Genomic DNA, 18,831 nt, shown 5'->3' on the forward strand with positions numbered 1-18,831 from the left:
CCGGTGCAATACCGGGGCCACCTATTAGCAGTATAGGCTCTTTTTTATCACTGTCCGAAATATGGGGTATAGTTCACAGCGGGTGGCTTTTCTTTCTTTTTCTCATGGAATATAATAAGTATATATTAGGTCAAAAAAGGTCAAATGGAGGTAAAAAATGGACTTAAATAAGATGACGGAACGCTTGCAAAAAGGCTTTATTGGTGCTCGGGAATTGGCAGCAGAGTTCCAGCATCAGGAAGTCGATGACTTACATTTGTTTCTTTCATTAATGAATCAGAAAGACAGCCTGATTAATACTGTTTTAGAAAGAACGGGTATAAAAACAGAAAATGTTAAACAAAAAATAAAAGAGAAACTGAATATGAAACCGCAGGTTACAGGAAGCGGAGTGGCGGACGGAACCTTATATATAACTTCAAATTTACAGAATCTGCTTATAAAAGCTGAAGAAGTAAAAAAGCAATTTACAGACGACTTTATCTCAACTGAACATATTTTGCTGGCTAGCTCAGCTTTGTTTTCAGGAATGGGTAAGATTCTCGAAGAAGTTAATGCAAATTCGAACGAGTTTTTAAAAGTTATTAAAGAAATAAGGGGGAATCAGCGAGTGACTACACAAAACCCAGAAGAGACCTATGAAGCACTAAAGAAATACGGCAGGGATCTTGTAGAGGAAGTAAAAACTGGAAAAGTTGACCCGGTTATTGGGCGCGATACTGAAATCAGACACGTAATCAGAATCCTTTCAAGAAAAACAAAAAACAATCCAGTCCTAATTGGTGAACCTGGGGTGGGAAAAACAGCAATCGTTGAGGGGCTTGCCCAAAGAATTGTCAGAAAGGATGTCCCTGAAGGTCTTAAAGATAAAACCATCTTTTCACTAGATATGAGTTCTCTAATCGCAGGTGCAAAATTCAGAGGAGAATTTGAAGAGAGATTAAAAGCAGTATTAAATGAAGTAAAGAAGAGTGAAGGGAAAATTTTATTGTTTATCGATGAACTCCATACAATCGTTGGTGCGGGGAAGACGGAAGGAGCTATGGATGCAGGCAATATGCTGAAACCCATGCTGGCCCGCGGAGAACTTCATTGTATTGGGGCAACGACACTTGAGGAACACCGAAAATATATAGAAAAAGATCCCGCTTTAGAACGCCGCTTTCAGCAAGTTGTGGTTCAGGAACCAGGAGTGGAAGATACAATTTCCATTTTACGAGGATTAAAGGAAAGATTTGAAATCCATCATGGGGTAAAAATACATGACAGGGCACTTGTTGCCGCAGCTACTCTTTCGGACAGGTATATTTCAGACCGTTTCCTGCCCGATAAAGCAATTGATTTAGTTGATGAGGCCTGCGCCCATATCAGGACTGAAATTGATTCAATGCCGACTGAACTGGATGAAGTAACCAGACGCCTTATGCTTCTTGAAATTGAAGAAGCTGCGTTGAAAAAAGAGAAGGATGAAAGCAGCCTTGAGCGGCTCGCCGAACTGGAGAAGGAACTGGCAGATTTAAAAGAGCAGGCTCATGCAATGAAGGGACAATGGCAAAAAGAAAAAGAGAGCATTCAAAAGGTTCAGGAGAAAAAAGAGGAATTGGAGAATCTTCGTCTTGAACTTCAAAAGGCGGAAGATAAATATGATTTAAATCGTGCAGCTGAGCTTCGTCACGGGAAAATCCCTAAAATGGAAAAGGAAATTAAGGAGCTTGAAGCTGCTTCAGCGGATCATAACGAGAATCGTCTTCTCCGGGAAGAAGTGACAGATGAAGAAATAGCAGATATTGTGGCACGGTGGACAGGAATTCCTTTAACAAGACTTGTTCAAGGAGAAAGAGAAAAGCTTTTAAACCTCGAAGCTCTCCTTCATAAGCGTGTCATTGGCCAGGATGAAGCCATTCAGCTGGTTTCAGACGCGGTAATCAGAGCGAGGGCTGGTATAAAGGATCCAAACAGGCCAATAGGATCATTTTTATTCCTTGGCCCAACCGGGGTAGGGAAAACAGAGCTGGCAAAAGCCTTAGCTGAAGCATTATTTGACAGTGAAGAACAAATGATTCGTATAGATATGTCCGAGTATATGGAAAAATTTGCGGTATCAAGGTTGATTGGAGCACCTCCTGGGTATGTAGGTTATGAAGAAGGGGGACAGCTGACTGAAGCCGTTAGAAGAAGACCTTATTCCGTTATCCTTTTAGATGAAGTAGAAAAAGCACATCCTGAGGTTTTTAACCTGCTCCTTCAGGCGTTGGATGATGGAAGAATTACAGATTCTCAAGGCAGGACGGTCGACTTCAAAAACACCGTTATTATTATGACTTCCAATATCGGCTCCCATTTCTTGCTTGAAGATAAAAACGATGGCCATGAGATTTCTAAAACTACTGTAGATAAAATAGAGCAGCTGTTAAGAACGCATTTCCGTCCAGAGTTTTTAAATCGGATAGATGAAACTATTTTGTTTAAACCATTAACGGGCAATGAGATAAAGGAAATAGTCAACAAGATGGTAGACGATCTGCAAAACAGAGTGGAGGATCAGCATATCCAAATCTTACTGACGGAATCAGCTAAAGAATATATAGCCGAAAATGGATACAATCCTGACTTCGGTGCAAGGCCTTTGAAGAGGTATATTCAAAAATATATAGAAACAAAGCTCGCTAGAGAAATTATATCTGGAAACATTAAAACGAACAGTACTTTACAAATTAATGTTGAAGATGGAAAACTTGTTTTTATGGTTCATTAAAAAAAGTCATCCTGTTTTGGCAGGATGACTTTTTAAAAGTTAGACAGCAGATGCTGCTTTTCCGCTGTCTAGCATGGCCCCTTTTAAACGGGCTCTATGCTTTACTTTAATGAATGTGCTTTTCTTCCTTATCGTTAGGAATAATTGCTGGAATGATAAGAATCAGGATCGTAAAGCCTACAGCCAGCATGGCACCGGTTTCAACTTTAAATTCAGAACCTACCATTGAGCAAACGACATATGACAGCATTTCACACAGCAGGAATGTCCAGAACAGTGTCCAAAAGTATTTCATTAATTTCACCTCATACTATTTCATTCATTCTTCTAACATCTTACCATAGGTAATAGAAATAATGAACCTCCAAATCGCAAGATGGAAAATCCAAGTTAGTAATTCATAAATGAAACGAATAATTTTAAATTTAATCTTCAATAATTGGGCAAAGCCCCTTTCCGATTACATGAAAAAGCATACGATAATCTGATGAATTGATGTAAAAGGAGTTTACTCTATGGATAACCGAATTTTTCAGTTGGATACCCAATGGAATATCATACACTATCCTGAAAAGCCAAATGGCTTCGGTATCCTTATAATAGGAGATGAAAGGCATTTCGTAGATGAAGGTAAAAGCTTCTGGCTGCAGAATGAGGGGAAGCTTTCCTTGATAGAGGAATTTAAGGAAGCAGGATATACTATTTTTTCTTCTAACCTCTTCGGGAAAAACTGGGGAAGCAGACCCGCTGTTGAAATGGCACAAAGGCTTTACCAGCATGTAATCCGAAATGAAATATTAAATGAAAAGATCCATATCCTTGCTGAAGGAATGGGGAGTCTTGTTGCACTTCAGCTGTTTAAAGAAATGGGAGAGAAAATTCGCTCAGTGGTTTTTGTGAATCCTATATTATCCTTAAAACTGCACTTGGAGCAAGAACGGGAACATAAGTTTTTTTATAAAAAACTGTTAAGTGAATTAGCACTTGCTTATCATAAAGATAGCAAAACCATGGAGGATACAATACTAAAAAGCAATGATCCGATCTTATTTGATAAAGAAATATCTGTGAAGATCATTCAGATATTATCAGGAGGAAGGGCATTTAATCAATCACCGCTTTATCAGAAGCTAATTAATTCTCCAGATGCCGGGAGAGTTAGCGCAAATTTTATGGTTCCCGAAAAAAAACAGCAGCTTGGTGTACAAATTATCAAGTTTTATAAAAAACATGAGAAAAGTCTGTAATCCCATAGAATTTATTCAAGAAATAAAAAAACTTCATAAAGCATAGGATTCAATATATTGTGAGGACTTGGGAGGAATTCAAATGGAAAGGGCAATTATCTACGGAACTTTTCAATTTGTTGGATTTCATCTATGTACAGCATTGCTTGCCAAGGGGTGGGAAGTAACAGGGATAAGCTTTCCGGAAAACGAAATAGAATCTTATGCCGATGAAAAAAGACTTGAGATTGGCAGGAATGCTAATTTTACAGAAGCGGGCCTGGAGGCGGCTGCAGGAGAAACATCTAATCATGAAAAAAAGGCGGTGATTGTTTCCTTATTTGATTTATTTATGGAGTTTAAGGATGATTCCATTACGGAACAGGATAATCTAAAATCCTTTATAAAAAGTCTTGAATCAAATGATAACGGAAAAAATCTCTTTGTCTTTTTATTGCCTGTTCAAATGTTATCCGATTCTTTTCAGGCTGATATCTTATTTACACTAAGAGCATTTCTTTCAGAGCTTCCTATACCGGAACAGAGATGTCAGCATATTTATCTCCCATCTTTATATGGACCCTGGCAGCCGGCTACTTTTTATGTACAGCAGGCAATCCTGGGGGATATGGGAAATAAAGCTGAAATAAAGTCAGATAGAGAATGGACCGCAGATTTAATCTTTATTACAGATGCAGTAGCAAAATTGACCGAAACTATCGAAAGTGAAAGAAGTGGTCGCTACTTACTAGAAAGCAGCATAGAAAATTACTGGGAGAATTGTATCCTGCAGCTGAAATCAATCAATAAACCTGTTCCAGAACACCGTCCGCTGAATACCTTTAACGAAAATCATTTATTAGGACTGCGCATAAAGAAGATAACCTCTTTCGTCGAAGGATATGCGATGCAACAAAAGCATAATGAACGATTAAGGGATAGTGAAATATGGAAGTGATGGAAACTCCTTTTCAATTCTTTTTGATAAGGTTAGAATAAAAAGAGCAAAAACACCTCAAAAAGAAAAATAATTAGGGTGCTGCCTTGAGAAGGAGGTGCAATCATGTGGTATCGTTTAGCTGTTATCTTTATATCCCTTTTCCTTCTAAGCTCGTGCAGCCATTCAGATACACCAGGAAAGCTTAAAAAAGTTGGATTATTAGTTCCTGACACCATTAACGACCAGGTATGGGGGACAAAGGGCTATAAAGGGATGCTGAAAATCCAGTCTGAATTTAATATAGATGTATATTATAAAGAAGGCATGAATACCGATTTAGTGGTGGAACGAGCTGTTAAAGAACTTCATCAAAAAGGAGTAAATCTTATTTTTGGCCATGGTGCCGAATATGCAGATTACTTTAATCGAATATCTGAAAAGTATCCGGATATACAATTTGTCAGTTTCAATGGGGATGCAAAAAACTCAAATACAACAAGTTTAAATTTTAAGGGATATGCGATGGGGTATTTTGGCGGAAAGGTAGCAGCACACATGTCAAAAACGCATCGGATCGGGGTTATAGCCGCTTATAAATGGCAGTCCGAAGTGGAAGGCTTTAAAAAAGGGGCATTGAGCGAGGATAAGAATACGGATATTTCTATAAAATATGTTGGTAATTGGGACGATGAAGCAAAAGCCAATCAATTACTTGATCAGATGCTTGAAACCGGGATTGATGTTCTTTATCCTGCCGGCGATGGTTTTAATGTTTCGTTAATTGAAAAAATGAAGGAACATGGACTTTTTGTAATCGGATATGTTTCAGACCAATCTGATCTCGGCGAAACAACAGTGTTAACAAGTACCATCCAGAATGTAGATCTCTTGTATGAAGTTGTAGCAAGACAATATGCAGAAGGTAAATTAAAATCCGGGAACCTTGAATTTGATTTTAAGGATAAGGGAGTTTCTCTCGGTAAATTCAGCCCCCTTGTGGATAAAAAGTTTATCAATGAAATAAATGGGGATATACAAAAATATATAGAAACTGGAAAATTGCCACAATAGTATAAAAAAGGAGTATACATATGAACGCACAAGAAAAAAATATGCAATTTATGCAAATTGCAATGAAGCACTTTCCAGAAGCAAAAGCACAGCTTGATCAATTGGGCATTGAATTATCTATGGAAATGCTTCAGCCCCTAATGTCTTTATTTACGAATGTAATGAACGAAGCATATGAGCTGGGCTATGATGACGCTAAAAAAGAGTCAGACCAATAATTTTAAAAAATAGCTGCCGAGTAGGCAGCTATTTTTTAAAATTAGGCAACACTACATGTTTTTACCCAATGGATAACTCAGGGGAGGTTATGTTAATCCAGAGGAAGTATGGTCTTAACTTTCTGGCTGAGTCATCTAAATTCCACAGTAGTTGATCAAAAACAAATTGATTAAAACGATGCCTAATATGCGGATGGTTCTCAATAAAAGCTTCATCACTTCTCGGGCTGGGCCTAAACGCAAATCTTGTGAGCGGATCGCCTGGTTCTTTTATCTCACGTGGGCTTTCTTTTTCCATATCACCTTCTCCTCCTTTAAGAAGATTCCTAATTAACACTATGCTTTTGAATCAAATATGTATGGACAATGGCGGAGAACAGAAGCAAAACCTGTTGCACAAATTCTAATTTATAGGTAAAATTAGTACCAGGTAATAATATTTGATAATAAGTGGAATTGGACATAATGAATAATAGGGATAAAAAACAAAAGGAGCTGGAAATTATGGGCGCAGGAATCATTGGCATTGGCAGATTTTTGCCTGAAAAAGTAGTAACTAATGCTGATTTGGAAAAGGTAATGGATACTTCTGATGAATGGATTCGTACAAGAACCGGGATTGAAGAAAGAAGAATAGCCGATGACAATACAAATACTTCTGATATGGCTTTTGCTGCTGCACAAAAGGCGATTGAAAATGCCGGCATAACTGCAGAAGAACTTGATTTGATTCTTGTATCAACAGTAACTCCAGATCGGCCATTTCCCTCTGTTTCCTGTATGCTTCAGGAAAGACTCGGTGCGAAAAAAGCTGCCGCTATGGATATAAGTGCAGCATGTGCAGGTTTCATGTATGGAGTAGTAACAGCAAAACAGTTTGTTGAATCAGGTGGATTTAAATACGTACTTGTAATAGGTGTAGAAAAGCTATCAAAGATTACGGACTGGAACGACCGGAATACAGCAGTCCTTTTCGGAGACGGAGCAGGTGCAGCAGTAATTGGACATGTTAAAGAAGGCAGAGGAATTTTATCCTTTGAATTAGGTGCAGATGGTACAGGAGGGAAACACCTTTACCAAGATGAATATATAATTATGAATGGGCGTGAGGTCTTCAAATTTGCCGTCCGCCAAATGGGTGAGAGCAGTCTGAATGTACTGGAAAAAGCCGGCCTAACGAAAGAGGATGTCGACTTTCTTATTCCTCATCAGGCAAACATCCGCATCATGGAGGCTTCCAGGCAGAGACTAGAACTTCCAGTAGAAAAAATGTCCAAAACGGTTAATAAATATGGAAATACTTCGGCTGCTTCGATACCTATTTCTTTGGTAGAAGAGCTCGAAGCTGGAAAAATTAAAGATGATGACCTTATTATTATGGTAGGATTTGGCGGAGGACTAACCTGGGGAGCCATTGCTATGCGCTGGGGAAGATAAGTCCGCTTCTTATTTGACAAAAGATACAGTGAAAATAAATTTATGAATACAGACAAAGGAGATGGATAGACGATGAAAAAACGGCGAGTAGTGGTTACAGGCATCGGAGCAGTTACACCGCTTGGCAATGATGCTGCGACAAGCTGGAGTAATGCGATTGAAGGGAAATCCGGGGTTGGCCCGTTAACTAGAATAAATGCGGATGAGTATCCTGCCAAAGTGTCGGCAGAGTTAAAGGATTTCAATGTAGAAGAATTTATTGAGAAAAAAGACGCCAGAAAAATGGACCGGTTTACACATTATGCAGTAGCTGCATCTTTGATGGCTGTAAAAGATGCCGATTTGGTAATTACCGATGAAAATGCTCCTCGTGTAGGTGTCTGGATTGGCTCTGGAATTGGCGGTATGGAGACATTTGAAAATCAATATGAAATATTCTTAAACAGAGGATACAGAAGGGTAAGCCCATTCTTCGTTCCAATGATGATTCCGGATATGGCAGCAGGTCAGGTTTCTATTGCTCTGGGTGCGAGAGGTTTTAATTCTTGTACTGTTACTGCCTGTGCAACTGGAACCAATTCTATTGGAGATGCTTTTAAAGTAATTCAACGCGGAGATGCTGATGTTATGGTTGCAGGAGGAGCAGAGGCTCCAATTACTAAAATGGCAGTAGCTGGATTTTGTGCAAATACAGCATTATCCAACAATCCTGATCCAAAGACAGCGAGCCGTCCATTTGATTTGAACCGGGACGGATTTGTCATTGGAGAGGGAGCAGGAGTAGTAATTCTTGAGGAATTAGAACATGCTCTGGCTCGTGGTGCCAAAATTTATGCAGAAATCGTTGGATACGGTGCAACTGGTGACGCCTATCATATAACAGCACCGGCACCTGGCGGAGAAGGCGGGGCAAGGGCAATGAAAATGGCGATTGATGATGCAGGCCTAAGTCCTGAACAAATTGATTATATTAATGCCCATGGAACCTCGACAGACTATAATGATAAGTATGAAACTATGGCTATAAAAGAAGTATTTGGCGAGCATGCCTACAATGTAGCTATAAGCTCTACAAAGTCTATGACAGGACACCTTCTGGGTGCTGCTGGCGGGGTAGAAGCTATTTTTACTGTATTGGCTATTAAAGAAGGCATACTTCCTCCAACTATTAATTATGAAACACCAGATCCTGAATGTGACCTTGACTATGTGCCAAATAAGTCACGCCGAAAGGAAGTTAAAGCCGCTATCAGCAATTCATTAGGATTTGGCGGCCATAATGCTACAATCGCTTTTGTGAGATATGAATAAAAGGTTAAATTAATACAAATCAAAGCAGGTGCAAAAGCGCCTGCTTTTTATATTGATTTTTGGAAAATAGCGAGAGAATCTCTCCCTTTCCGTGGACGAACTCACATGTTTCCCCGCTCGTACCTCACTGTGAGGCAACAGCCCGTTTTTCTGCAGGACATTGAACCTAACATCCCCAAGAACAAGTACCTCACGAAGGAACCTATAGAATTAGTCTGAAAATTAAGCTTGCACCCCATTAGTTTTACGAACAACTCCAATAACCCCACATAAACTACTCAAAGGAAAATGCAAAAAGGAGAATGAGTAAGATGGGGATAATTCAAACAGACAAGTGGATGAAGGAGCAGTTTGACAGTCCAATAAAAATTTGTGAAAAGCTTCTTCCCTATTTTAAAGATTCCACTGCGAATCAGATTTACAATCAATTATTGAAATTTGGAATGTATAAACCCTCTTGGCCAACAAAAAGAAATTTAGATTTAATGAACGAAAAGGAAGTATGGAAACAGGTTAGGCATATATTTGAAAACTATCGAGACAAATGGTCAGGGCCCGATATTCCTATTTTTCTTTTTCCGCTGGGACAAAGGAGGGGACTGTTTATGAGACAGGAAAACACTAAATCAGGGGTCTCCTTTCCGGATAAAATGTTTCTCTTTATTAGTGATGTTAGCGATCTTAAAGAGATAGAGGCATTATTTGTTCACGAATACCATCATGTATGCAGGCTCAAAAAACAAACAAAAAAAATGGAGGCGAATACTTTATTAGATTCTTTAATTATTGAAGGGCTTGCGGAGTATGCTGTATTAAAAAATTGTGGCAAAAGCTATTTGGCTAATTGGTGCCATATGTATTCTAAAAAAGAACTATTAGCATTCTGGAACACTTATTTAAAGGAACATTTAGATATCCAGAAAAATGAAAGAAAACATGATGATTTATTATATGGCCGCGGACGATATCCTGCTTTATTAGGATACGCGGCAGGGTTTGCTATTGTAGAAAACTACTATCAGAACAACAATTATTCTGAAAAACTTTCATTTTCGAAAGAAGCATCCGATTTTTTGGGGAATGATGGTGTATTTTGTTAAAAATCAACACTAAAGTTGTTATATCCTTCTATTAAATGGAAGACAAGTTCTATAAAAAAGTTATTGCAAATGTAAACTAAATGTAATAAAATAATTTTTAAATAAATAAATTTACAGAATAATTAAAAGAATATAAAGATATAAAAGATAAAGATTTTTCACTTTCTGTTAACAGTTAACTGAAATCCTTATCAAAATCCTAGTTTCATGTTATATTATTCTACTTTTTTATATATGTTTTTGTTAGGGGGATTCACATTGAGTAATCAACCATTGTTGGAATTGAAAAATCTGCGTACTTCATTTCGGATAAATAATAATTATTATGCAGCTGTTGATGATGTAACGTTAACAATTAAAGAAAATGAAGTTGTAGCGATAGTAGGTGAATCAGGCTGTGGAAAAAGTGCCCTGGCACTGTCAATTATGGGCCTGCACCCGCAGGGAAGAACGAAGTTAGAGGGTAATGTTAATTTTAACGGAAAAAATCTATTGAGCTTAACAACGTCTGAAATGAATAAAATTCGTGGAAAAGATATCGGTATGATTTTTCAGGATCCTTTAACAGCACTTAACCCGCTAATGACTTGCGGCAGACAAATAGAAGAAAGTATGACTTATCATACAAATCTCTCCAGTGGAAAGAAAAAACAAAAAGCACTGGAGTTATTGAAAAAAGTAGGAATTCCAAATCCAGAGAGAACTTACAAGCAATTTCCTCATGAATTATCCGGCGGTATGCGGCAGCGTGTTGTTATTGCGATTGCCATAGCATGTGAGCCTTCGTTAGTTATTGCAGATGAACCGACAACTGCACTTGATGTTACAATTCAGGCCCAAATTATGGACTTGCTTAAAGACCTGCAAAGGCAAATGAAGACTGGAATTATCTTGATCACTCACGATCTTGGAGTAGTTGCCGAAATGGCAGACAGAGTAGCGGTTATGTATGCAGGAGAAATAGTGGAGCTTGCAGATGTTAAAACTTTATTTAAAAATCCATTGCACCCATATACTAGATCCTTATTGAATTCTATTCCATCAACAGCGTCTGAAAAAGATAGACTGCATGTGATAAAGGGAATCGTTCCATCTCTGCAGAATTTGCCGAGAGAAGGCTGCCGTTTTAAAGAACGTATAGACTGGATAGATGACCATAATCACGAAGAACATCCAATATTACGGGAAGTTGAAGCAAACCATTATGTTCGCTGTACGTGCTATAATCACTTTCACTTTCCTGAAGAAATAGGGGATAGCAAATATGTCGTTTCTTAAAGTAAATAATCTCAAAGTTTATTATCCAATTCGCGGCGGTTTTTTTAGAAGAGTTGTAGATCATGTAAAGGCTGTCGATGATATTAGTTTCGAACTAAAGCAAGGAGAAACCTATGGGCTTGTAGGTGAATCCGGATGTGGAAAAACAACAACAGGCAGAACAATCATTGGTTTAAACAAATCCACATCAGGTGAGATTTTGTTTGAAGGAAAAGACTTAACAAAATTAAGCCGCAGGGACTTTCATCATCATCGTCAAGATATTCAGATGATTTTTCAGGATCCTTATTCTTCATTAAATCCCAGAAAGCGGGTTTTGGATATTATTGCTGAACCGCTAAGAAATTTTGAAAGATTATCACCAGGTGAAGAAAAGCGTAAGGTTGAGTATTACATAGAGAAGGTAGGATTAAATCCAGAGTCCATTTATAAATATCCGCATGAATTTTCAGGCGGACAAAGACAGCGGATTGGTATTGCCCGAGCTCTTACACTTAATCCAAAGCTTATTATTGCAGATGAACCTGTATCTGCACTCGACGTTTCGGTACAAGCACAGGTATTAAACTTTATGCAGGATATTCAAAAAGAATTTAATTTGACTTATTTATTTATTAGTCACGACTTAGGAATTATTCAGCATATGTGTGACCGTATCGGAATTATGTACCGCGGACAATTTGTTGAACAAGGTACAAGCAAAGAAATCTATTCAAATCCACAGCACATTTATACTAAGAGATTAATTTCCGCTATCCCGGATATAAATCCTGAAAAAAGGGTGCGGCAAGTTGAACTCAGACAAGAAATCAACGCTGAATATAAGAATTCATACGAGAAGTATTTTAACGCTGAGGGTAAGGTTTATCAACTTAAACAAATTTCAGATACACACTCAGTTGCATTGCCGTAGGGGGGAAGACAGATGATTAAATTTATTTTACGCAGATTCGTAGTCATGATCCCTCAGTTGATAATTTTAAGCGTCCTGATATTTGCTCTGGCAAAAGCCATGCCGGGTGATGCTTTAACAGGACAATTAGCAAGCAATCCGAAAATGGATGCTCAAACTCTACATGAGTTAAAACAAAAGCTGGGATTACTTGACCCTCCTTATAAACAGTACTTGCATTGGGCAGGAGGACTTCTTCATGGAGACATGGGAATGTCAGTCATTCATCAGGTACCTGTAACACAGCTTCTAGCTGGAAGAATGGAGAACACACTTATTTTATCTTTAGCAATTTTAATTTTAAGCTATATGATTGCTATTCCACTGGGAATTGTGGGAGGAAGATGGACAGATTCATGGGCCGACAAAATGGTAGTTGGCTATAACTATCTTACATTTGCAACTCCACTATTTATCTTTGCTTTGATCATGTTGTTTATTTTTGGATTCGTTCTTAATTGGTTCCCTACAAGCGGAAGTGTGGATATCAGAGTGGAAGATGGAACATTTTCATACTACATGAGTAAGCTTAACCATCTTATTCTTCCGGCATTATCTGGTGCTATTGTGAATACTACCGTAACTATTCAGTATTTGCGTAATGAGATTATTGATACAAAAATTAAAGATTTTGTTAAAACAGCAAGGGCTAAAGGGGTTAATGAATCAAAGGTATATACACAGCACATTTTACGCAACTCATTTTTGCCAATTGCAGCTTTTCTTGGTTATGAGATTGTTTATTTAATAGGTGGTTCGGTTTTCTTAGAAACGATTTATGGTTATCCGGGAATTGGCCAGTTATTTATCGCCTCCATCTCCCAACGTGATTTTAGTGTTGTTACCGCACTTGTAATGATATCTGGCTTAGCGACTCTTATTGGTACATTATTGTCGGATATTATCTTAAGTGCTGTTGACCCACGAATCAGGATTGAATAGCCAAGGTGAGAGGGGGACTATCATGAAAACTGAAATCGCTAATCCAAACCAGCAAAACATAGATTCAGACAAACAAAAAATGAAAAGGCCAAAAGGAACCGGACCACTGGCTATAATGTGGCGGGAAATTGTAAAAGATAAACTAGCGTTAATATCTCTAATACTTTTGGGACTTGTTCTCGTAATAGTATACGGGGCATCCCTTCTTTTAGATCAGGAAAAAATCATTACTGTAGATTTATTATCCATATACGCACCTCCTTCTGCGGAGCATATTCTCGGAACAGATTACGGCGGCAGGGATATACTTGGGCAATTAATAATCGGTGCTAAAAACTCTTTTACTATCGGTTTATTTGTTACCTTAGTAGCAGGAATTATCGGTCTTTCAGTTGGATTAATCGCCGGATACTTTGGCGGTAAGACAGATAATGTGATTATGAGAATAATTGATTTTGTACTGATACTGCCAACACTTATGTTAATCATTGTATTTGTAACCATTATTCCCAAATATAATGTTTATACTTTTATACTTATTATGAGTGGATTCCTATGGACAGGAAAAGCAAGGCTTATACGATCTAAGACTCTTGCGGAAAGAGAATTGGATTATGTAAATGCTTCAAAAACGCTTGGAACACCTGACTGGAAAATTATGATAAGAGAAGTCCTGCCAAACTTAAGCTCAATTATTATTGTTAACCTAACACTTAATCTGGCAGGCAACATTGGAATTGAGTCAGGATTAACATACTTAGGCTTTGGTCTGCCGGAAAGCACTCCAAGTTTAGGTACTCTCGTAAGCTACGCATCCAATCCGGATGTACTTCAAAATAAGTGGTGGATTTGGTTACCCGCATCATTGCTAATTTTAGTTTTGATGCTGTGTATAAATTTTATCGGTCAGGCGCTAAAACGTGCCGCCGATGCAAGACAAAGATTAGGATAAAGAGGGGGAAAAGAAAGCATGAAGAAGAAAAATGTAGTAAAGCTTTTAACTCCGGTTATCGCTGCTGGTTTGCTGTTATCAGCATGCAATAGCTCGACTGGAGGCACTACAAAGAATTCAGCCAGCAATACAAAAAAAGAAGATATCAGCACTTTCCCAATGGTGGTTAAAAACACTAAAAAGCCAGTCTCTGATGGTGTTTTGAACTTTGCACAGGTATCTGATACTCCTTTTGAAGGAACATTAAACTATGCCTTCTACCAAGGACAGCCAGATTATGAAATCCTGCAATTCTTTGATGAGCCATTATTCTCAACAAATGGAGATTATGAGTTCACAAATGACGGAGCAGCAACTTACAAAATGTCAAATGACAACAAAACGATTACCGTAAAAATTAAAGACAATGTAAACTGGTCTGATGGCAAGCCTGTTACAGCCCAAGACTATGAATATTCATTCCTTGTAATTGGTAATAAAGATTACACTGGTGTACGCTATGGCGATGCTATTATCCAAAGCATTGTTGGGATGAAAGAATATCATGAAGGAAAAGCACAAAATATTTCCGGTATCAAAATCATCGACGACAAGACACTTTCTATTACTTTTGCGTCAGCTAATCCATCTCTATTAACTGGTCTGTGGCCATATGCAATGCCTAAGCATTACCTTGGCGATGTTCCTATTAAAGATCTTGCAAAATCCGATAAGATTCATAAAACTCCAATCGGTTTTGGACCATTTAAAATCAAAAAGATGGTTCCAGGAGAATCTGTTCAATTCGAAAGAAATGACGATTATTACCATGGCAAGCCTAATCTTCAAGGTGTAGTTTTAAAAGTTGTTAACCCTAAGGTAATTTTACAGTCACTTAAAAAAGGTGAAGTGGATGTTGCTGATTTCCCTGCAGATCAATACCCTGCTGCTAAAGGATCTAAAAACTTCCAATTCGTTGGAAAGATCGATTTAGCTTATAACTATATTGGTTTTAAATTAGGACATTGGGATGCCAAAAAAGGTGTCAGCGTAATGGATAATCCTAAATTCCAGGATAAGAACTTACGTCAGGCAATGGGATATGCATTAGATGAAAAATCTGTTGGGGAAAAAATCTACAATGGACTTCGTTTCCCAGCAACATCTTTGATTCCGCCTTCCTTCCCAACTTGGTCAGATCCAAAAGCTAACCCAGTCGGTTATGATCCAGCTAAAGCTAAAAAATTATTAGACAAAGCAGGCTATAAGGATACTGATAAAGACGGCCTGCGTGAAGATCCAAACGGTAAGAAGTTTACAATCAATTTCCTTGCAATGAGTGGAGGAGACACTGCAGAACCACTTGCTAGGTTCTACATCCAGTCATGGAAAAATGTTGGCTTAGATGTTAAGCTTGTTGATGGACGTTTAGCCGAATTTAACTCATTCTATAAAATGGTTGAAGAAGATGACCCTAAAGTTGACCTATTTGCAGGTGCTTGGGGTACAGGTACAGACGTAGACCCTTACGGTCTGTATGCTAAAGATGCATCATTTAACTACTCACGTTTCGTAAGTGAGAAGAACGAAAAATTATTAGCAGAAGGACATTCTGATAAAGCTTTTGACAAAGACTTCCGTAAGAAGACTTACTCAGAATGGCAAAAATATATGAATGACGAAATGCCTGTCATTCCTACATTGTTCCGTTCTGCTATAACTGGAGTAAATAATCGTGTTACCAACTTTAGTGTTGACCCTAAAGACAGCAGCTTTGTTTGGTCAAAGGTTGGCGTTTCCAGCGATACTCCTGATGCACAATAATTTAGAAACAGAGAGATGATCCGATTTGGATCATCTCTTTTTTTATCGTTTAGGAAATTATAGATTTTTACCTTGTGGATAACTTGAACTAGGTTATTGTAATCCAGCTCCAGCGCCCAGCCCCTCGGGGTCATAAGCCAAATCACTTCAGAAATCAGGATTTCCTACGTGATTCGTCTTATGCCTGTTGGGGGCCCACAGGATGTGGGTCAGGAAGGCGTTGCCACAGGACGTGGCGATTTTAGCCTTTCATCATCTGACCAGGGCGCTTGCGCCTTTTGTTCTGTAGCAAGAAATGATGGAGAAGTTATGAAGGCGATATTGTTGAGATGAATGGAGTACAAGCTTTTTTAATTCCACTGTTATATATAAGAGGAAATTTTCATATATATATGAAAAAAACGGACAGGTCCCAGGGCAGAAAACAGGGATAAGGTGCTGGCCATGATGATAAGAATCTTTTTTTGGATGATGGGATTTGGACTTGCTGTATCGGGAGGAATTAGTACCATTGCCTACCTTAATATTATGACCGCAGGAAAAAACTTTATGGAATACCTAGTATATATCTCCGACAAAACCGAATGTTACTTGCTTCCAATTGGACTAGCAATAATATCATTGAGTATTTTTTTTCCTGAAAAAAAGAATATAAACTGAAAGAGCAAATGTGTCAAAATAGGAATAATTTAACTAACTGCTGACCATACTGAGTGACAAATAGTTTCGTGAAGTGAGGGGTTATCTGATGTTGTATCTTCATGATGTATGGGTAAACTGGTTTGAAGGTGAAGAAAATAGCTACAATGTTTGCCATTTCCACGAGTGGCGCAAAGATGATGGGGTTGAATTGCTTGACCAGGTTCCTCTTTTAAAAATTGATTCAGTGTTATTTGATTATATTGAAAATGATCTCTCAGAGCTTCCCCAGCAATTACTGGATGATATTTATCAAAAAGCATTTCTTAGAAAAAATCATGAAAGAATTCAGCTGGATTATTGCTTTGTCGTTACGGATGGAACAGGAGTTTTAGCAGTGGATACGATCGGATATAATATTCCTATTCGAAAAAGCCGTTTAATCCCTCGCCAGGAACAGCTGGTATATGAAATGATTGAAAATCACGATTCAAAACAGTATCATTTTCATAAGGAAACGGATAAGAAGGTGTTCCATATATTATCACCAGAACCATCCCTGATGGCAGGATTAACGCGCAAAGAAAGGCAGCTAAAGCAGCTTTTATTTATGGCTTTAGACCAGCTTCAATCTTCCGATAATGAGGCCGAAGTCCGGTATTGGTTTACAGAATGGTGTCCTGAGAAATATTCCGATATCCAGGAGATGTGTGTAAAGGAAGCCTGGGAATGTTTATTCGAGGAAACTAAAAGTGGATGGTCAAAAAAACATGAGTATTTTTGTGAAAATTTAATAAAGGGCCAGCCGTTTTTTGAAAAATTATGGGAAATGGAGCATGGTCCAAAAGTAAATTAAAAGGCATGCCCTATCAATAGGGCATGCCTTTTCTATCAATAATAATTTAATTAGATTACTTTCTCTTTCTTCCAAGTCCCATGGCGTTTTCCATTTTTTTAACCATTTTCCCTGCTGTTTGGTTAGCTTTACTGGCACCTTTATCAAGAATTTCATCCAGTTCAGTTGAATTAAGTAATTGATTATATCGTTCCTGGATTGGCTTAAGTGCATTAATAACAACGTTAGCCAGATCTGCTTTAAACTCGCCGTAGCCTTTGCCTTCGTATTTCGCTTCTATTTCTGAAATCTGCATGCCTCCGAGAATAGAATAAATAGTTAACAGGTTAGAGATACCAGGACGATTTTCTTTATCATATTTTACAATTCCTTCTGAATCAGTAACTGCACTTTTAATTTTCTTCTCAATCTGCTTTTCATCATCTAGAAGAGATATAAAAGCTTTTTGGTTTGGGTCGGATTTACTCATTTTCTTTGTCGGATCCTGCAGTGACATAATTCTTGCCCCAACCTTTGGAATACTTACCTCTGGTAAAGTAAAGATATCATTATATTTTTTATTAAAGCGTTCAGCCAAATCCCTTGTTAATTCGAGGTGCTGTTTTTGATCTTCTCCTACTGGGACAAGGTCAGTATTATATAACAAAATATCTGCGGCCATAAGAGGCGGATAAGTTAACAATCCAGCAGAAACTGCTTCCTTTCCAGCCGATTTATCTTTGAACTGAGTCATGCGCTCTAGTTCACCAATGTATGAAACACACTGCAGCATCCACCCTGCCTGGGCGTGGGCCGGAACTTCAGATTGAATAAATAAGGTTGCTTTTTCAGGGTCGATACCAACAGCAAGATATAAAGCCGCAAGGCCTCTAATATTCTTGCGCAGCTCAAGCCGATCCTGAGGAACAGTTATCGCATGCTGGTCAACAATACAAAAGAAACAATTATATTCATTTTGTAGTTCAACAAATTGTTTCAAGGCACCGATATAATTTCCAAGAGTGATGGTACCGCTCGGCTGGATACCAGAAAAGATTGTTTTCATTTAAATGCCTCCATTAAAAGTAAATTTATCTTTTTACACAAAAAAAGCCACTCATCCCCAAAAATAGGGACGAATGGTCCGCGGTGCCACCCTAATTGCTCTTAATCGAGCCTCTTTAATCCCCGTTAAAGCAGGTAGGGGATGCCAGGATAACGCTGGGCAGACGCCGGAGAATACTTAAGCGATTGTTTCGGCCAGTTCCTCTCCAGGGCTCAAAGTCCATTCCCTGCAACACGGATGTTTGTTTACACTAGCCACAAACTCTCTGCATTCCATAGTTCGCAGGTACTACTCTTTTTCAACGCC

The 18,831-nt window shown here is 38.3% G+C and carries 19 protein-coding genes and 1 other annotated feature (1 of these 20 only partly in view); of the genes, 16 read left to right on the forward strand and 3 right to left on the reverse strand.

Annotated elements, in window-relative coordinates:
• Positions 1 to 157: 157 nt before the first annotated feature.
• Positions 158 to 2,755 carry an ATP-dependent chaperone ClpB gene (gene clpB / locus G8761_RS20395; RefSeq protein ID WP_166029818.1) on the forward strand — a complete coding sequence of 866 codons (2,598 nt, stop codon included), beginning with the start codon at positions 158 to 160 and terminating at the stop codon, positions 2,753 to 2,755.
• 106 nt (positions 2,756 to 2,861) lie between these two features.
• On the opposite strand, the gene G8761_RS20400 is transcribed toward clpB, so the two are convergent.
• Complete coding sequence (locus G8761_RS20400) at positions 2,862 to 3,050, reverse strand: YjzD family protein (RefSeq protein ID WP_166029819.1); 189 nt, start codon at positions 3,048 to 3,050, stop codon at positions 2,862 to 2,864.
• A 220-nt stretch (positions 3,051 to 3,270) separates the two neighbouring features.
• Between G8761_RS20400 and G8761_RS20405 the strand changes: the two genes are divergently transcribed.
• From G8761_RS20405 to G8761_RS20420, 4 genes are all read left to right on the forward strand, one after another.
• Positions 3,271 to 4,002, forward strand: coding sequence for an alpha/beta hydrolase (locus G8761_RS20405; RefSeq protein ID WP_166029820.1), 732 nt, complete (start codon positions 3,271 to 3,273; stop codon positions 4,000 to 4,002).
• An 82-nt stretch (positions 4,003 to 4,084) separates the two neighbouring features.
• Positions 4,085 to 4,939 carry a hypothetical protein gene (locus G8761_RS20410; protein WP_166029821.1) on the forward strand — a complete coding sequence of 285 codons (855 nt, stop codon included), beginning with the start codon at positions 4,085 to 4,087 and terminating at the stop codon, positions 4,937 to 4,939.
• Positions 4,940 to 5,044: 105 nt separating this feature from the next.
• A complete protein-coding gene (locus G8761_RS20415; protein ID WP_166029822.1) occupies positions 5,045 to 5,992 on the forward strand; it encodes a BMP family ABC transporter substrate-binding protein in 948 nt (315 codons plus the stop codon).
• A 20-nt stretch (positions 5,993 to 6,012) separates the two neighbouring features.
• Complete coding sequence (locus tag G8761_RS20420) at positions 6,013 to 6,210, forward strand: ComZ family protein (RefSeq protein WP_166029823.1); 198 nt, start codon at positions 6,013 to 6,015, stop codon at positions 6,208 to 6,210.
• Between the two features lie 61 nt (positions 6,211 to 6,271).
• On the opposite strand, the gene G8761_RS20425 is transcribed toward G8761_RS20420, so the two are convergent.
• Entirely contained in the window at positions 6,272 to 6,508 is a 237-nt protein-coding gene (locus tag G8761_RS20425; RefSeq protein WP_166029824.1) for a hypothetical protein, read from the reverse strand.
• 206 nt (positions 6,509 to 6,714) lie between these two features.
• On the opposite strand from G8761_RS20425, the gene G8761_RS20430 reads away from it, so the two are divergent.
• The 11 genes from G8761_RS20430 (at position 6,715) to G8761_RS20475 (ending at position 17,480) form a co-directional block, all read left to right on the forward strand.
• Positions 6,715 to 7,647: a beta-ketoacyl-ACP synthase III gene (locus tag G8761_RS20430; protein ID WP_166029893.1), complete on the forward strand. Its 933-nt coding sequence runs from the start codon at positions 6,715 to 6,717 to the stop codon at positions 7,645 to 7,647.
• 72 nt (positions 7,648 to 7,719) lie between these two features.
• A complete protein-coding gene (gene fabF, locus G8761_RS20435) occupies positions 7,720 to 8,958 on the forward strand; it encodes a beta-ketoacyl-ACP synthase II (RefSeq protein WP_166029825.1) in 1,239 nt (412 codons plus the stop codon).
• Positions 8,959 to 9,269: 311 nt separating this feature from the next.
• Positions 9,270 to 10,058, forward strand: coding sequence for a DUF2268 domain-containing putative Zn-dependent protease (locus G8761_RS20440; RefSeq protein ID WP_166029826.1), 789 nt, complete (start codon positions 9,270 to 9,272; stop codon positions 10,056 to 10,058).
• Between the two features lie 258 nt (positions 10,059 to 10,316).
• Complete coding sequence (locus G8761_RS20445; protein ID WP_166029827.1) at positions 10,317 to 11,336, forward strand: ABC transporter ATP-binding protein; 1,020 nt, start codon at positions 10,317 to 10,319, stop codon at positions 11,334 to 11,336.
• Positions 11,323 to 12,249 carry an ABC transporter ATP-binding protein gene (locus G8761_RS20450; protein ID WP_166029828.1) on the forward strand — a complete coding sequence of 309 codons (927 nt, stop codon included), beginning with the start codon at positions 11,323 to 11,325 and terminating at the stop codon, positions 12,247 to 12,249. The genes G8761_RS20445 and G8761_RS20450 overlap by 14 nt, the downstream gene beginning before the upstream one ends.
• A gap of 12 nt (positions 12,250 to 12,261) precedes the next feature.
• Positions 12,262 to 13,230, forward strand: coding sequence for an oligopeptide ABC transporter permease (opp4B, locus tag G8761_RS20455; protein ID WP_166029829.1), 969 nt, complete (start codon positions 12,262 to 12,264; stop codon positions 13,228 to 13,230).
• Between the two features lie 79 nt (positions 13,231 to 13,309).
• The gene (locus tag G8761_RS20460; RefSeq protein ID WP_166029894.1) at positions 13,310 to 14,182 is read left to right on the forward strand and encodes an ABC transporter permease; all 873 of its coding nucleotides are present in this window, start codon (positions 13,310 to 13,312) and stop codon (positions 14,180 to 14,182) included.
• A gap of 18 nt (positions 14,183 to 14,200) precedes the next feature.
• Positions 14,201 to 15,985 carry an oligopeptide ABC transporter substrate-binding protein gene (opp4A, locus tag G8761_RS20465; RefSeq protein WP_166029830.1) on the forward strand — a complete coding sequence of 595 codons (1,785 nt, stop codon included), beginning with the start codon at positions 14,201 to 14,203 and terminating at the stop codon, positions 15,983 to 15,985.
• Positions 15,986 to 16,153: 168 nt separating this feature from the next.
• Entirely contained in the window at positions 16,154 to 16,318 is a 165-nt protein-coding gene (locus tag G8761_RS20470) for a hypothetical protein (protein ID WP_166029817.1), read from the forward strand.
• Positions 16,319 to 16,429: 111 nt separating this feature from the next.
• On the forward strand, positions 16,430 to 16,645 hold the full coding sequence (locus tag G8761_RS26865; protein ID WP_420800277.1) for a YuzI family membrane protein: 216 nt from the start codon (positions 16,430 to 16,432) through the stop codon (positions 16,643 to 16,645).
• A gap of 88 nt (positions 16,646 to 16,733) precedes the next feature.
• Positions 16,734 to 17,480 (forward strand): YjbA family protein, encoded by a 747-nt coding sequence (locus G8761_RS20475; RefSeq protein ID WP_166029831.1) that lies wholly within the window; start codon positions 16,734 to 16,736, stop codon positions 17,478 to 17,480.
• A 55-nt stretch (positions 17,481 to 17,535) separates the two neighbouring features.
• On the opposite strand, the gene trpS is transcribed toward G8761_RS20475, so the two are convergent.
• Positions 17,536 to 18,525 (reverse strand): tryptophan--tRNA ligase, encoded by a 990-nt coding sequence (gene trpS / locus G8761_RS20480; protein ID WP_166029832.1) that lies wholly within the window; start codon positions 18,523 to 18,525, stop codon positions 17,536 to 17,538.
• Positions 18,526 to 18,587: 62 nt separating this feature from the next.
• Positions 18,588 to 18,831, reverse strand: a binding site (T-box leader) (it continues 5 nt past the right edge of the window).

Origin of the sequence: Neobacillus terrae (assembly GCF_011393025.1) — a bacterium.
In the GTDB taxonomy this organism is placed as follows: Bacteria; Bacillota; Bacilli; order Bacillales; family Cytobacillaceae; genus Neobacillus_A; species Neobacillus_A terrae.